Annotated in this window: 12 protein-coding genes; 4 read left to right on the top strand and 8 right to left on the bottom strand. The window is 61.7% G+C overall.

The window, feature by feature from the left end:
- Positions 1-63 precede the first annotated feature (63 nt).
- Genes ACZ5GQ_RS00060 through ACZ5GQ_RS00050 form a run of 3 tightly spaced genes read left to right on the top strand, consistent with a single transcriptional unit; the run spans position 64 to position 4,618 of the window.
- The gene (locus tag ACZ5GQ_RS00060) at positions 64-1,065 is read left to right on the top strand and encodes a hypothetical protein (protein WP_498856640.1); all 1,002 of its coding nucleotides are present in this window, start codon (positions 64-66) and stop codon (positions 1,063-1,065) included.
- A 48-nt stretch (positions 1,066-1,113) separates the two neighbouring features.
- Positions 1,114-2,409 (top strand): hypothetical protein, encoded by a 1,296-nt coding sequence (locus ACZ5GQ_RS00055; RefSeq protein WP_498856639.1) that lies wholly within the window; start codon positions 1,114-1,116, stop codon positions 2,407-2,409.
- A 52-nt stretch (positions 2,410-2,461) separates the two neighbouring features.
- Entirely contained in the window at positions 2,462-4,618 is a 2,157-nt protein-coding gene (locus ACZ5GQ_RS00050; RefSeq protein ID WP_498856638.1) for an ABC transporter substrate-binding protein, read from the top strand.
- A 58-nt stretch (positions 4,619-4,676) separates the two neighbouring features.
- On the opposite strand, the gene ACZ5GQ_RS00045 is transcribed toward ACZ5GQ_RS00050, so the two are convergent.
- From ACZ5GQ_RS00045 to ACZ5GQ_RS00015, 7 genes are all read right to left on the bottom strand, one after another.
- A complete protein-coding gene (locus tag ACZ5GQ_RS00045) occupies positions 4,677-5,099 on the bottom strand; it encodes an MYXO-CTERM sorting domain-containing protein (RefSeq protein WP_498856637.1) in 423 nt (140 codons plus the stop codon).
- 124 nt (positions 5,100-5,223) lie between these two features.
- Complete coding sequence (locus ACZ5GQ_RS00040) at positions 5,224-6,687, bottom strand: hypothetical protein (protein WP_498856636.1); 1,464 nt, start codon at positions 6,685-6,687, stop codon at positions 5,224-5,226.
- Positions 6,684-7,478, bottom strand: a complete 795-nt coding sequence (locus tag ACZ5GQ_RS00035) for a hypothetical protein (protein WP_498856635.1) — start codon at positions 7,476-7,478, stop codon at positions 6,684-6,686. The genes ACZ5GQ_RS00040 and ACZ5GQ_RS00035 overlap by 4 nt, the downstream gene beginning before the upstream one ends.
- A complete protein-coding gene (locus ACZ5GQ_RS00030; protein WP_498856634.1) occupies positions 7,462-8,202 on the bottom strand; it encodes a hypothetical protein in 741 nt (246 codons plus the stop codon). The genes ACZ5GQ_RS00035 and ACZ5GQ_RS00030 overlap by 17 nt, the downstream gene beginning before the upstream one ends.
- A gap of 61 nt (positions 8,203-8,263) precedes the next feature.
- Complete coding sequence (locus ACZ5GQ_RS00025) at positions 8,264-8,851, bottom strand: hypothetical protein (RefSeq protein WP_498856633.1); 588 nt, start codon at positions 8,849-8,851, stop codon at positions 8,264-8,266.
- Positions 8,852-8,948: 97 nt separating this feature from the next.
- Entirely contained in the window at positions 8,949-10,760 is a 1,812-nt protein-coding gene (locus ACZ5GQ_RS00020) for an aldehyde ferredoxin oxidoreductase family protein (RefSeq protein ID WP_498856632.1), read from the bottom strand.
- Between the two features lie 55 nt (positions 10,761-10,815).
- On the bottom strand, positions 10,816-11,625 hold the full coding sequence (locus ACZ5GQ_RS00015) for an N-acyl homoserine lactonase family protein (RefSeq protein ID WP_498856631.1): 810 nt from the start codon (positions 11,623-11,625) through the stop codon (positions 10,816-10,818).
- Positions 11,626-11,761: 136 nt separating this feature from the next.
- Here ACZ5GQ_RS00015 and ACZ5GQ_RS00010 point away from each other — a divergent pair, with 136 nt between their 5' ends.
- Positions 11,762-13,045 carry a hydroxyacid-oxoacid transhydrogenase gene (locus tag ACZ5GQ_RS00010; RefSeq protein ID WP_498857406.1) on the top strand — a complete coding sequence of 428 codons (1,284 nt, stop codon included), beginning with the start codon at positions 11,762-11,764 and terminating at the stop codon, positions 13,043-13,045.
- A 278-nt stretch (positions 13,046-13,323) separates the two neighbouring features.
- Here the strand turns inward: ACZ5GQ_RS00010 and ACZ5GQ_RS00005 are convergent, their stop codons facing one another.
- The gene (locus tag ACZ5GQ_RS00005) at positions 13,324-14,061 is read right to left on the bottom strand and encodes a hypothetical protein (protein WP_498856630.1); all 738 of its coding nucleotides are present in this window, start codon (positions 14,059-14,061) and stop codon (positions 13,324-13,326) included.
- Positions 14,062-14,260 lie beyond the last annotated feature (199 nt).

The raw sequence follows: 14,260 nt of genomic DNA, 5'->3' as shown, positions 1-14,260 counted from the left end.
ATACTTCGCTGGACTCAGCTAAGATTTAAATGTGTAAGCTAGAACTGTGGGAAGGGACTCGGCGTGGTCCTGGGGTGCTTCAGCGTAAGCCCTCACGGCATCTTCGGCCGCCGCTCCTTCTACGGCGTTGTCCTTGACCCTCCATCCACAGAGCCCGGCTCGTGGAGGGGCGCTGGGAAGGCGATAAAGCTCTCGGACAATGAGTACCTGATAAGCACCAGGCCAAGGATGCTGAGGTCCAGGGGCAACGGGGTCGAGGTCTACACCTCGCCCGACGGCCTCTCCTCGCTCAGCCTGGCGAGCTTCATAAGCAAGGAGGACATCTCAAGGGACCTCAAGGTGAGCGTGTACAGTGTTGAGAACAGCCAGCTGCTCGTTGACCCGGCCACGGGGGAGCTCATGCTTTACATGTCCATAGACGTGGGCCCGCACCTCTGGGAGACTGCCCTCTACAGGTCGGACGACCCTAAGGGGCCTTGGAGGCCCGTGGGGGTCGTGATAGGGAGGGACACGCCTTATGACGCCAGTGAGGCCAGGGACTGCACAATAGACTACGTTGACGGCCTCTTCATAGCGCTTTGCAAGGCCGTGGGGGCCGGGGAGGCCACGGTGCGCACGGAGCTTGCTGTCAGCAGGGACGGCGTCAGGTGGACTAAGCTTGGCGTGCCCACAGTTGACGGGGGCATGCAGCCGGCCAACCCAGCGTTCCTGCTCAACGGCAGGATACTTCCCACGGCGCATGGCCCAATGTTCGTCGGCTCGGTCACGCTCTACCAGGTCAACGGGGCCCACGTGACCAGGAACGTGGGCGCCTACATAATAGACATAGATAACGTTAACCTTAAGCAGGTCTACTACGCAGAGTGGAGGCCCTCGTCGCCCTACGAGAGGGAGGACTACCCAATACACACCTACGTTGACATACTGCCTGACGTGGAAAGGGGCAGGTGGGTGCTCTACGTGGAGGCCATAGACCCCAAGCTATCCAAGGACGTGGGGGTGGACCTGGAGGTCGACAGGCTCCTCGCCTACACCTCGCCCATGCAGGGGTGCTGGTCCTCGTGACCCTCGTGGTCCCCGGCTCAGTGGTGGTCAGGAGGAGGCGCCGCGGGGTTGTTGAGACTGGAGAAGGTGGCAGAGTGGAGGACGGCCGCGGGAAGGGGGGCCTCTAAGTTCGGCCTCTTGGGGGTCCTCTCGCCCCAGGAGCTCGTGGTGTGGTACATAAAGAGGATATACCTCGACGTCGGCAGCTCCTCGGGAATCTACGTGGTGAGGCTAGGTAAGAGGCCCCTGGAGGTCCAGAGGTTCCAGCTCATGAACGACCTTGAGGAGAGCGGCGCCTTTGGCCTCGTCAGGGTCGTGACGCTTGGGGACACGGTAAGCTACTTCACCGTGGGCTCAAGCGGCGTCGTTAACGGCCTCGGCTGCAGGTACTCCGGGGCCAGCCTGAGGTTCGAGGACGGCCACGTCATCTGCCTCTGTGACGGCTACGACAACTGCAACGGCACCTCCAACTCAAGGTACACGCTCTACGACCCGCTGAGGGACGTCATAATACACGGAGGGGACTGCACCGGCTTCTACCTCTGGCTCCTGAGGGGCGACCACAGCGACATAGTTGCCAGGCTCTCGCTCAGGGGCTTTGAGACCCCGTTCATGAGCCACCTGGCTGTAGTACCCACGGACGGCGACGAGCTGGTGGTGGTGGCCGGCAACTCGCCCCCAGGCAAGGGCATAGTTGTCGGCAAGGTAAACCTGGACGACCTGGCCGAAAACGGGCCCAGCTCTTACAGGCTGGACGAGCTGCCCTCCTGGAGGGGGCTCTTTGAGCTTGAGGACCCTATATCATGTATCACCTGCTCCAAGTCCGACGGGAGGCACCTGCTCATAGCGGTCGACAGGGGAGGCGTTGTTAACACGGAAGTGGTTGACCTCAGCGGGAGGAAGGTGGACGAAGTGCCCGGCGTTGCCATCCCGCTTCCCATAGGCTCTTACGCGTGGCTCGAGGGGGAGGAGCTGGTCACCAGAGGCGGGGACAGGCTTAAGGTGGGGGGCAGGGGGAGGCTCGTCAGCTCGGCCGGCAACCTGGTCGCCTCCCTGGACACCCTCTCGGGTCAGGCAGAGCTCTTCGCCATGACAGGGGGCAACCAGGACCCAGCCCTGCCGGTCGTTGACGTTGAGAGGGGTACAATAAGGGCCGTGAGGCCCGGCGGCGGCCAGGCGGCGTTGGCGGAGTTCTTCCAGGTGTGGACAAGGCTGGCGTACTCATATTACCAGGAGGGCTGCACCCAGACCCTTCCCCTGCTTAGCCAGGAGCCCAGGAGGGGCTACCTTGAGGGGGAGGAGGTGCCGAGCCCACCCTCTGAGGGGAGGCCGACGCTCTCGCTCTTCCCAGCTTTAACTCACTGATGTAAATATTTTTAGCTTCTGAAAGATTCCCCGCGCAGTGGTGCATCCCCTCTTGGGTACAAGATGGATAGTCGCGGCCCTAGTTATCCTGGTCGCCTTTGCCCTGGCCTACCCCCTTGCGTACGGCGGGGCGGCCACCAGGGCCCAGTCCTACAGCTACCCTCCCCCTGAGGGAAGCATGACCCTGGCTGGGGCCACGGGGATAACGTTCACAAACAACTTCAACCCCTTCTCATCAACGACGTCGCTGCCCAACGACCTGCTTGAGATATTCTTTGAGCCCCTTATCTACTTCAACCCAGTGACCGGCGCGATGATACCGTGGCTGGCCTCCAACTACACCTTCGTCACGGCGTACATGTGGGAGAACGCCAGCGGCAGGCTGGTCAAGGTGCCCACGCTGGGAATAATATTCTGGCTCAGGAGGGGAGTTACGTTCGCTAACGGGGACCCGTTCAACGCCACTGACGTGTGGTACACCTTCGGGCTCACCAAGGCCTACGACCTGCCCAGCAACTACGGCTCGATACCGGGTCCCCTGGCGTCAATGATAGCTAACGTCACGGTGCTGGGCCCCTACGAGGTAGAGATAGTCCTGAGCGGCAACCAGACCCTTGACTTCCTAACAGTGGCCACGGAGCACATAGTGGACGCCCTGACCTGGGAGAAGGTGTGGCCCATAGAGCAGCTGCCCAACGGGACCTTCGTTGGCCTCAATAAGACCAGCCCAGCTACCGTGGCCCTGCCCATAAACAGCCCTCTGATAAACGGCAGCGGCACCGGGCCGTACCTGCCCTACAGCTACTCGCCCCAGATGGTGGTGGCCGTGGCCAACCCCCACTACTGGATACCTGGGGAGCCCCACATAAAGTGGCTCTACTTCCCAGCTTACCCAAGCACCTCAGCGCTCATAGAGGCCCTGCTGGCGGGCCAGGTGGACTGGACTAACGTGGTCATACCTAACATAAACCAGACGTTCGTGGCCAAGAACCCGCAGTACTACCATTACCTGCTCTCGGGCATAGCGTTCCCCGTGGACTTCTTCCTCAACTACAGGAGGTGGCCCCTCAGCGACCCGGTTCTGAGGCAGGCCATAAGCATGGCAATAAACAGGACGGCACTTGACTACATAGCGGAGTACGGCTACGAGCCCCCTGCCGTTGACCTGCCCGTGCCCCCATCGCTTCTAAGCGAGTTCAACTCAACGGTTGTCAGCATGGCCGAGTTCTTCGCCCCGCCTGAGGGCAACGCGAGCGGCGCCATTAAGTGGCTCGAGGCCCACGGCTACAAGTTCGTCAACGGCCAGCTCTACGCCCCTAACGGCACCGACATATCGGACATACAGATGACCATAATTGAGCCCTCCGGCGAGGCCGACTACGACGAGTCAGCCGTGCTCATAGCTGACGAGCTCAAGGCCATCGGCCTTAACGTGGAGCCCGAGACCCTGCCGTTCAGCACGTGGTTCTCCGACCTGCTGAGCGGGAACTACTGGATGGCCAGGTTCTGGGGCATGGGCGCCGTGCCTGTAGCCGCCCAGCAGTTCGTCGCCAGGCTCTCACCTAAGACTGCAAACGAGTCCGCCATGGACTTCGGCGGCTTCATGTGGATAAACCTGTCAGAGTACCCGTTCATGGAGTACCTGAACAAGGCCATGCAGTACTGGCTGATCAACAACACGCTCTACGAGTACTACATAAACAGGGTAGGGATGCTGTGGGTCGAGACCCTGCCGTCAATATCGCTGCTCTACCCGTACTCGCCCTACGAGTACGTTAACGAGACTATAACTGGGTTCCCGACCCAGGACCACAACTACTGGGCCTCCTACTGGCTCATAGGCTGGCCCGCGGCGCTCCTGTGCCTCCACCTGGTTAACCAGAGCGTGCCGGAGCCCTGGTGGTACTACTACAGCGCATACTCGATGGAGCAGGTGCCGCAGCAGTGGGTGACAAGCAACGACCCATACGTGACCCAGGTGACGACGACCACGCCTATAACTACTACAAGCACAACTAGCACTGTTACCTCGGTAACAACATCTACTACGACGACCACCACCACGACAACGACAAGCACAACGACAACAACTACAACGACGCCGACGCCTGTCCACAAGCCCACGCCCGTGGGCCTCTACGTGGGCATAGCAGTTGTAGTAATCATAATAGTGGTGGCGGCCGCTGTCCTGCTGCTGAGGAGGCGCTGAGCCCCAATAACTTAGCTTAAAAGGCTTTTTTGTTTTAGAACACGTTTTCTTGTGAGCGCTAGGGCCTCCTCCTTAGCAGCAGGGAGAGCGACGCTGCAACAGCCACTGCGGCCACGATAGCCGCGCCCAGGCCCTCTGCTTCTGTCGCTTTAATCGTAACGACTTCCGCCTCGCTCATGGGCTCCCCCACGCTCACTGAGGCGCCGTTGGGGAGGTCCAAGGTGCCGACCCACCTGACAGCGTGGAGGGGCTGAGCCGGCGACTCCAGCTTAACAGTGCAGCCCAGCGACGCCCAGAGGCTCCTGGTGGTGCCGTTAGCGTAAGTTATGCTCGCCAGGAACCTGGGCGAGTACTCGACAGGTATTGTACCAGGCGAGATGACCACCGCCTCCTCGGGCGACACGAGCTCGTAGGACACGCCGCTGCTCACGTTTATGGTAGTCGGGAACCTCAGCACGTAGCCGACTGGGAGCCAGCCCACGAAGGCCGTGCCGTTCGGCAGGGAGTAGCTGACCAGCAGCTGGAGCTGGTATTATGCCCAGGAGGATGCCGCCCAGCGCCGCAGACTTTGTCTGACGTCCCTCCTTTAAGCTATTGGCAGTTCCTCACGAAGAGATGTTAGCGAAAACGAGGCCCCAGTCGGCAGCGTAAATGTACCCAGTGCCGGCCCCAACCCCAAACGCGTACTTGCCTGTGCCTGGGGGCGGGAAGTAGGGGCCTACGTAGACCTTAAGGTAGGACACATAGAACGGCCAGTCCAGGTCCTGGGCGTAGCCGTAGAGGTAGCCGTTAGAGGGGTCGTACCTCACGCAGACCAGCACGTAGTCCCCTGCGTCGGGGACCCACAGGAACGGCCAGGAGCCGTAGCCGTCCCAGCCGCTCCAGGGGCTGCCGAGGTTGGGGCTCGGGCTGGGGGCGAAGCCTATCTTGTAGTAGGTGCTCTTCCCCTTCCCCGCCTTGGTCTCGGTGACGACCCAGACGTTCCACGGGCCCGTGGAGCCCGGCACGCTGGGGCCGGTGAGCGAGAAGTAGTTGTAGGCCCAGGCCGGGTCGAACTGGACGACTAGGTAGTTGACCGACGAGTTCGGGAATATCACGTCGCCCATGACGGGGGACGGCATCTGGCTAAGGGCCTCGGACGAGACGTAGACGACCGAGAAGTTGTAGCTCGGCTTGACAGACCAGCCGTAGGGGCTAATGAAGAGGTAGAGGACGAGGCCGTGCCCAACGTAGCCGGTGGAGCTGTTGGCGTACGTGAGCACCGCCTCCAGCGTGACGTTCTCCCCGGCCTTGTAGCTGTAGCTCCAGAACACCGCGCCCGCCTCGGGGACCCCGTAGAAGAAGGGCGTGAGGGTGCCCGGCGTCACGTTCATGACCGCCTGGGTCGCCGCGTTGGGGAACCAGTTGTCCCAGTAGTATGTTGTCGCCGCTGGCCCGCTCAGGTCGCGCGGCCACAGGCTGGTCGGTGTCGTGTCGTAGTCCCCCTGGTAGACGAGCGTCGCCTGGTACGACTGCCCGTCCACGAGGCTCAGGACGTTGACCTTCAGGGGCGGCGACACCGTGACCCTCCAGCCGTAGGTGAACCAGACGCCGGGGTAGAGCGACGACGTCGTGAAGTTCACCTGGCCGCTGTACGTGGCCGTGGAGGTGAGCGGCGAGCTGAGGCTGAGGTAGTCGTAGAGGTAGCCGTGGGGCGGCGGCGACACGTCGCCAGCCCACAGCAGCGTCCCGCTCGGGAGGTAGAGGCCCAGGACGCCGGGCCGCGTGACGTTGTAGAGCAGGACAGGCCAGCTCAGCAGGTAGTATGTTGAGCCTGAGGCAGACACGTTCTGCAGCGTGAATGCCAGTCCGCTGGCGCTGAAGGAAGCGTTGTAGGCGTTTGCATACCTCACCGCGTCGCCGCAGTAGGCCGGGGGCTGGGCGGGCGTCACAAAGTAGAGCGGGCTGGCCTCAGCTGGGAGCTCTGAGCTTAACCTGTAGACGAACACGAGGGAGGCCAGCGAGTCAATGAGCCCGGCTGCCATGACAATGACGAGCAGGGCAATCGCCATGGCGACTGCTGGCCTCACTGAGCTCCCCCCGACCGCTCAGCGCCCCCCTTATTGACGTGCCTCCTCAGGTACCTGGCCCTCTCCATTATCTCCTTGGCGGCCCAGGGCTTTGTCCTCTCAAGCTCCTCAATCCCCACGCCGAAGAGCCTCCTCGCCTCCCTGTCGGCGGCCTCCCTTATGGGCTCCCCCTTGCCGTAGAGGCCTGACCTCGCCTCGCCGTAGCCTGGGGAGTACCTTGAGTAGAGCTCAACGGCCCTTGCCAGCCCAGGGCTCCTCCCCCTGAGCTCCTCGAGGCCAAGCCTGAACCTGGCCCTGGCAAGCCTCTCGGCGGCCTCAGCTATCGCCCTCCTGGCCTCCTGCCACGTGGAGGCTACTAGGGCGGTCGCGGCCGAGGCGGTTAGCAGGGCCACCGAGGCGTAGTCAAGGCTTACAGAGGCACCCGGCACCACAAGGACTGAGGAGGGGCCGTAGTCTATGGCCAGGCCCCCAAGACCCCTTAGGCCCTCGGCAACCTCAAGGGATGCCGTGAAGTAATATGAGAGCGCCGCGAGGGCAAGGTAGGCCGCCCTGGCCCTCCTGTTGAACGCCATGTAGACCGCTGAGGCCCCCAGAAGCGCCTCTGGCACAGCCATGGGAGGGTACAGGACAACCCTGGAGTAGGTGGGGGTCTCCACCCTTGAGATTAGGCCCACCTCTATATAATAGTACCTGGCGTCGGCAACAACCGCTGGCAGTGCGGCCACTGCGCCAAGCGAGGCTATTATCAGCGAGGAGGCCACTGCCATTAGCAGCCTAGCCCTGGTAACCAAGGAGTCCCACCTCCTGGGTGGTGTTTCCGTAGGGCGAGAGGTAGGTCACGTTGGCGAGCGCCCTGACCTGGTACACGTCCCCTGGCGCCAGGGCCCTCAGGTTCTTATAGGTGCAGTTGAGCAGGGGGAGCTCAACTGTCCCCTGGCCCGCCGGCGCAGACTCCCTTGGGGATGAGCACCCGGACAGCACCAGGACCGAGAGGTTGTAGTTTATGTACGTCACCTGGCTTACAGACACCACGATGGGGAACGGGGAGACGTAGCTCAGGGCCAGGAACGGCCTGCCGTCCTCGAATATTATGTTGACGGGCCTAACAGACATGGCTGCAGTGACCAGCCTCTCGAAGTATGAGATGACGTAGCCCCTGTCCCCCAGGGACACGTTAACTGCAAACCTTGCCACGGCGCCGACGAGCTGGGGCTGGAGGGGCAGGACCACTGTGTTGAGGCCGCAGGTGGCGTTAAAGCTGCCGTACTCCACTGGCCTGTCGCCCAGGTAGACCTCAACGGAGCCCGCCAGGGGCCTCACTTGGCAATCGCTTATCGTTAAGTTAACGTAAAGCCTGTCCCCAACGCCGCTCACGTTATCTAGGCTCACGTTAAACGGGGGCTTCGGCAGAGGGCGGCCGAGGGGCCCCAGGTACTTCAGCACCACAAGTGCTCCTAGGACAGACACCAATATCACTACGGCCGCGTAGACGTAGTTTAGGCTGCTCTCGCTCAAGGCCTGCCCCGCCAGCCCCTGAGGAACCTCTTAAAAGAGCCTAAAAGGGAGCCTGTAGCCGTCATGAAGATGAGGTCACGTTTTCTACCTCAAGGTACAGCGTGAGCGTGCCGCTGCTCTGATAGGGCACTGGCAGGGCGGGGATCACCTTGAAGTCAACGTAGTAGGTTGAGCCCTGCGCGAGCGTTGCAGTGCCCGTGGCGCTGCATGACGAAGTTGACGGTGTTATGGTTATGTTCTCTCCCTGGCCGGGGCTGCTGCTGGTGGGGTAAATTACCAGGGTCACGCTGCTTAGGGTGGCTGAGCCAGTGTAGCTGCACGAGGCCACTGAGAGCACTGGGGTTCCTGTCGCAAAGACGTTGTTGACGTACAGTTCAAGCGGCTGGTACACGTACTCGTAGGTCGCGTTAGTGACCGGTATGGTGAGCGTTATGAAGGCCCCGGCAGTGCCCGTATTGCCTCCTGTCACGTTGTAGAGGCTCAGCTGAACGGCGCTGGCCTCAGGGCCTGCCTTGAAGATCACTGGCGTCACTGCCTTGAAGCTCACCTTTTCATTGTAGACAAATATTAGGTGAGCCGCAGCCATGGGGGCCGCCAGGGCCGCTGCCAGCAGCGCAGCTAGGGCCGCTGCCTTTACGTAGCTCCTCAAGCTGGACACCTAAACTGCCCTGGAGGCCCCACTCTTTAAAAACATTTTTACTAATAATTTGAATTTTGACAGTTATGCAGTTTAACCTCCCGCAGCCCTAAGTGGTCACCCGCCCAGGTCCCCCGGCCTCCCTAACTATGCCCAGCCTCTCAAGGGTCTCCCTTGTCGGCCTCCCCTCCTCGTCGTAGCCCCTTAGCTTATAGTATGTTGTTACCATGCTCCTCCACTCGTCCTCAGTAACAACGTAGCTCCTGCCCTCGAACTCCACGGGCTCCTTGAGCCACCTGGGGGGCAGCCTGTCGTCGTCAACGGTTGTGCCGTTCAGGTACCTGTGCAGCACTATTATCCTCTCCGCGGTCTCCCTGAGCGACCCCCTGTCGTAGCCGAACCCTGTGACGGCGTTAAGCGCCTGGACAAGCTCGTCCCAGCCGTAGGCGTTCCTGCCGAACTTGCAGAGCACCGCGCTGTCATAAATTGCGTTCCTCTCCTCGAGGTCCATCACCGCCCTCACCTTCTCCTCGCCTGTGGCCTGCCTTCCGCCCGCCAGGCCAGGTATGTCTACTGCGTACCCGCTGCTCCACAGGTGGTCGGCGCCCCTCTCGGCTACGGCGTAAGTTAATATCATGCCCTTGAGCGTCCTGGGGTCGTAGCCAGCTGGGTCAAGCCCCTTGACCTCCACCGCTGCCTCCGGGTGACCTAAGGCCCTGGCAGCCTCCCTGACGCCCATGGAGAGGACCTTCCCTATTCCCTCCCTCCTGGCTATCGCAGTTACCAGCTCCCTTAGGCGAGCTGCGTCCCCAAACCTCACGCCCTCCGCTGGGTCCACGTAGCCCCTCTCCGTCAAGTATGCCAGGAGCCCAAGGACGTTGCCAGTGCTTATGGTGTCAAGCCCGACGTCGTCAACAAGGGAGGCGAGCTGTATGAGCTCGTCGGGGTCAACGACGCCCGTGAGCCCGGCCAGGGCCATGGTGGTCTCGTACTCGAGCTCGTAGTAGCCCCCGTACCTCCTCGAGGTGACAACCTTGTGGCAGGCCACGGGGCAGTGGAGGCAGGTGGCCCTCTTGCCTGTGTAGTAGTACTTGCTCAGCACGTCATACCACGAGATCCTCCTCCAGCCCGGGGCGGACACCCTGCTCCAGTAGAGCGAGGGGAAGAAGCCGGTGCCGTTGGCCACGTCTATGGTTCCCAGGGTGCCGTTGTCCCTGTAGCTCTTCGCCGCAGCTGCGAGCCTCTGCGTCATATAGGCTATCACTGACCACGTCCTCTCCGGGTCGGCGACCTCCACGGCCCTGCCGCTGGGCACGAAGACAATGGCCTTGAGGTTCTTTGAGCCCATGACGGCCCCTCCGCCGGTCCTGCCGAACTGCCTCCAGGTCTCATGGTTTATGGAGGCGAAAGGCACCAGGTTCTCGCCAGCCGGGCCTATGACCGCCACCGCCGCCTCGTCGCCGTGGGCCTCCTTAAGGGCTTTCTCAGCGTCAAAGGTCCCCGTGCCCCAGAGGCCGGAGGCGTCCTTCACCTCTGCCCTGCCGCCCTCCACCACTATATAGGATGGCCTGGGGGCCCTGCCGGTGACCATCAGGACGTCGGCGCCTGCGTACCTCATTATGACGGCCAGCGAGCCGCCCACCGTTGAGTAGCTCCACCTCCTGGTCAGGGGCGAGAAGAACACCGCCGTGGCCCTAGAGGAGAGGGGGACCCCGCTGCCCGAGAGGGGGCCTGAGGCCACTATGAGGGGCAGCTCAGGCGAGAAGGGGTCCTGGGGCCTGCCGTAGCCTCCCTTGAGGGCCAGGAGCAGGCCTATGCCCCTGCCGCCAAGGTATGCCTTGACCTCGTCGTCCCTCAGCTCGTCGTACCTGGCCTCGCCTCTGGCCAGGTCAACCCTTATGAGCCTGCTGAAGCCTCCCAAGCCCAGCCCCCTTCCCCAGCGAAAAAGGGAAGTATTAAGACAGCGCCCCTGCGGCTCAGAACAGGGGCCTAGGTATCCTGGGGTACTTCTGCCAGTTGGTGGGGTCGTGGGTCATGAACATGTGTACCCTCTTAGATGAGGCCCAGAACTTCATCTTCCTTGTGAACGACTCGAACTGGTCCCCGTTGTAGAGGAGCCACCCCTTGCTCTCGGCCTGGAACTCCTCAGGCATGTGGAAGAAGTCCCCCATGAAGTACCAGGTCTCCCCGTTGGGGGCCTCCACCTTCACAACCATGTGGCCCGGCGTGTGGCCTCCCGTGTGTATGACCTCAATGCCCGGCAGCAGCTCAAGCCTCTCCTCGTCAATGAGTACCCACTTGGCCCCCTTGAGCGGCTCGAAGTCCCCGGGCACGTAGGCCCCGTACTTGCCCTCCCATATCTGCGTCAGGGCGTGCTGAAGCTCAAGCCTGTGGGCTATTAGGAACGCGCTGTCCCTGTACATGTAGGCCTGGCCAGCGTGGTCAAGGTGTAGGTGCGTGAATATTATGGCCCTTATGTCCTCAGGCTTAAGGCCAAGCTGCTTGAGCTGGTAGTCGGACCTGTTCTCCTCCGTGAACCTCACCACTGGGAACGCCTCGAAGGAGTCCTTGGGCCACACCTTGGCCGCGTCGGGGCTGGGGCCGCTGTCTATCATTATCCAGCCGTCCTCGTGCTCTATGAGGGCCCCGGCCATGGGGAACTCCACCCACCTCCTCGGCTTGTCCCTCTGGCTGTTGGTCGCCGGGTCCGGCAGGAACCAGCCCCACTCGGCCTGCATGAGGCCGTAGTCAAAGAGGTAGGCGTGCCTCACGCCTGTCTCGGCCAAGCCCTCTCACCCCTTGGCTTCCCCCCTTCTGTACTCTTATTTTATACATCTTGTAAAATAAATACAGTGGGAAATTAGTAGCGCAGGCCATGCCTGTGGCTAAGGCCTCGGGCGCTCATTGAAGCTCGGCGAGAGGATGGCGTACCTGGCTTACTCGGAGCTCACGGACTCCGTGTTTGTGATAAACCTGCCCTACATCAAGTTCGGCCTGGGAGCGTCAAAGGACGTGGGCTACGAGGCCAGGAGGCTCGGCATGACGAGCGTGCTCCTGGTCGTCGGCAGGAGGCTGGCCGAGAGCAAGCTGGCTGAGCAGGTCAGGGGAAGCCTTGAGTCGCAGGGGATAAAGGTTGAGGTCTTCACCGACGTCCACGTGGAGCCTGACGACGAGGCCATAGTTCAGGGCTTCTCGAAGGTCAAGGACCTGAGGGTGGACGGCTTCGTGGCCCTAGGAGGGGGCTCGACGATAGACACCGCCAAGCTGCTGAACCTGCTCTACAGCTACCCGGCTGACCTTATGGACTACGTCAACAAGCCAGTGGGCAAGGGGATGTCTCCCCCTGGGCCCCTGAAGCCTATGATAGCCGTGCCCACCACAGCTGGCACCGGGGCGGAGAACACCAACGTGGCCGTGCTTGACATAAAGAAGCTTCACGTCAAGACAGGCGTCAGCAACCAGTACCTGAGGCCCTCAGTCGCCATAGTGGACCCGCTTACCACCATAAGCATGCCGCCCACCGTCACCGCCTCCACGGGGCTTGACGTGCTCAACCACGCCATAGAGTCCATAACGGCGCACCCGTACACCGCGAGGCCAGCGGTGTCCCCTGCGGAGAGGCCTGTCTACGCAGGCTCAACCCCCATAGGTGACCTGTTCCTTCCAGTGATAACCTGGGTCGCCAAGTACCTAAGGAGGGCCTACGCCGACCCATACGACATAGAGGCCAGGTACTACATGCAGCTCGGCGCAAACCTCGCAGGCCTTGGCTTCGGGCACGCGGGGGTCCACGTGCCGCACGCCATGGCTTACCCGATAGCCGGCATGGTGAGGGACTGGCACCCGCCGGACTACGACTTCGGCTACCCCATAGTGCCCCACGGCATAAGCACGGCGATTCCTGCCGCCTACGCCTTCAGGTTCCTGGCGCCTTACAACGAGGACAAGTTCAGGGCGGTGGCCAGGGCCCTGGGCCTTGACGACAGCGGGACGCCGAGGGAGGTCGGCGAGAGGATATTCGACTTCTACATGAAGCTGCTCGAGGACCTACACGTGCCAACTAACCTCAAGGAGATAGGCTTCACCAGGTCCGACCTCGACGCCCTGGTGGAGGGGGCGTGGGCCCAGCAGAGGCTGCTGGTGCTCTCGCCAAAGACCATGAGCAAGGACGACCTCAGGCAGCTCTTCTCTGAGATGCTAGAGTGAGCGGCCCACCGAGCGGCTCAGCGCAGGCTTTCTTGACTGTAGTTGCCGTTGCCCTCTTTGCTTTGGCCTGTGGGCCTTGCGAGCCCAGGGCGATGGAGCAGCTCTAAGGGCCGCTAAAGCCAAACGCCCCTGTTGGCTCAAGCCGGCTGGGGTTACCACAAGCCGGGGGCTGCAGGGGAAGCCGCACTCCAAGGAGGCTGGAAAATAAGGAAGGAGGGAAACAAAAAAGTAAGTTGGATTGAGCCTTGCCTTTCACTTCAGGCCGCTGGCCGCTCAGGCTAAGAGCTGCCACCGCCGCCCGGCGGCGGTGCAGGCGATGATGGAGGGGCTGACGTGGGGTACCAGGCCGCGTTGAAGTTAAAGCTCACCAGCAGCGATCCGAGGTCCTCGCCAGGGGTGACCATCTGGTTTGAGTTGCCCACGACCGTTATAGTTACGTAGTATGGCATGCCGCCAGGCGACTTGCCCGTGAGCCAGCACTGCTGGGCCGATGTAGGCCCGGTTGTCGTGGTGCCCGAGGGGCTCACAGCGTAGGTGTACTCATAGTAGTACTCCAGCGGGCCGTTGCTGGTCTCGTTTATCTCAATTGTGCAGCCGTAGTAAGTCCCTGGAGGCAGCGGAGGGGTCCCGGCTGGCTCTATCTCTATAATTACTGACTTAGCGTATGAGCCGCTTCCCCCTATCAGCGACCCTGACACGCTGGCAACTGTTATCGCCAGCTGGTCGGAGTAGACGGTCATCGTGCCTATGTCGCTGTAAGCGCTCGTAGAGTTGTAGAGGGTTGCGTGGAGCTTGAAGCCCCCTGTGTAAGGCGAGGTCGTCGGCATTGTACTGAACGTAGCCCAGGGAGAAGCCACGCCAGGCCCAAAGGAGGCCGGCGCTGGAGGCGCGAACACGTGGAGCTTGCCCTGGTAGCCGTAGAGCAGGAAGGCGGCCGACGAGCTGGCCATTAGGAACACGGCGACTACCGCCGCCGCGGCCACGGCCAGGGTCACGAGCCTTATCCTGGAACTCATGCTCTCAGGCCAAGCTAGTTGGGTGTCAGCTGGAGGCCTTCTGACTGGGGGCTGGCGGCGCCTGTATCAATCCAGGAGATATACAAGTACTTTGTTAAGCCAAGGAGGCCGGGCGGGGCTGCGTAAAAGGATTTTCAGTAAAGCTTACAGGTTACTGAAAAAGTTCAGCCGCTGGGCCCCGGCCTTAAGTAAGCCTTCG

It is taken from the genome of Caldococcus noboribetus (assembly GCF_055389385.1).
Note: the sequence above shows the minus strand (reverse complement) of the source record. Positions and strands in the feature narration are given on the sequence as shown.

Excerpts from the sequence above, each read along its gene's own strand:
- ACZ5GQ_RS00005 (WP_498856630.1), bottom strand. The coding sequence starts at position 14,061 with ATGAGTTCCAGGATAAGGCTCGTGACCCTGGCCGTGGCCGCGGCGGCG.
- ACZ5GQ_RS00010 (WP_498857406.1), top strand. The coding sequence starts at position 11,762 with ATGGCGTACCTGGCTTACTCGGAGCTCACGGACTCCGTGTTTGTGATA.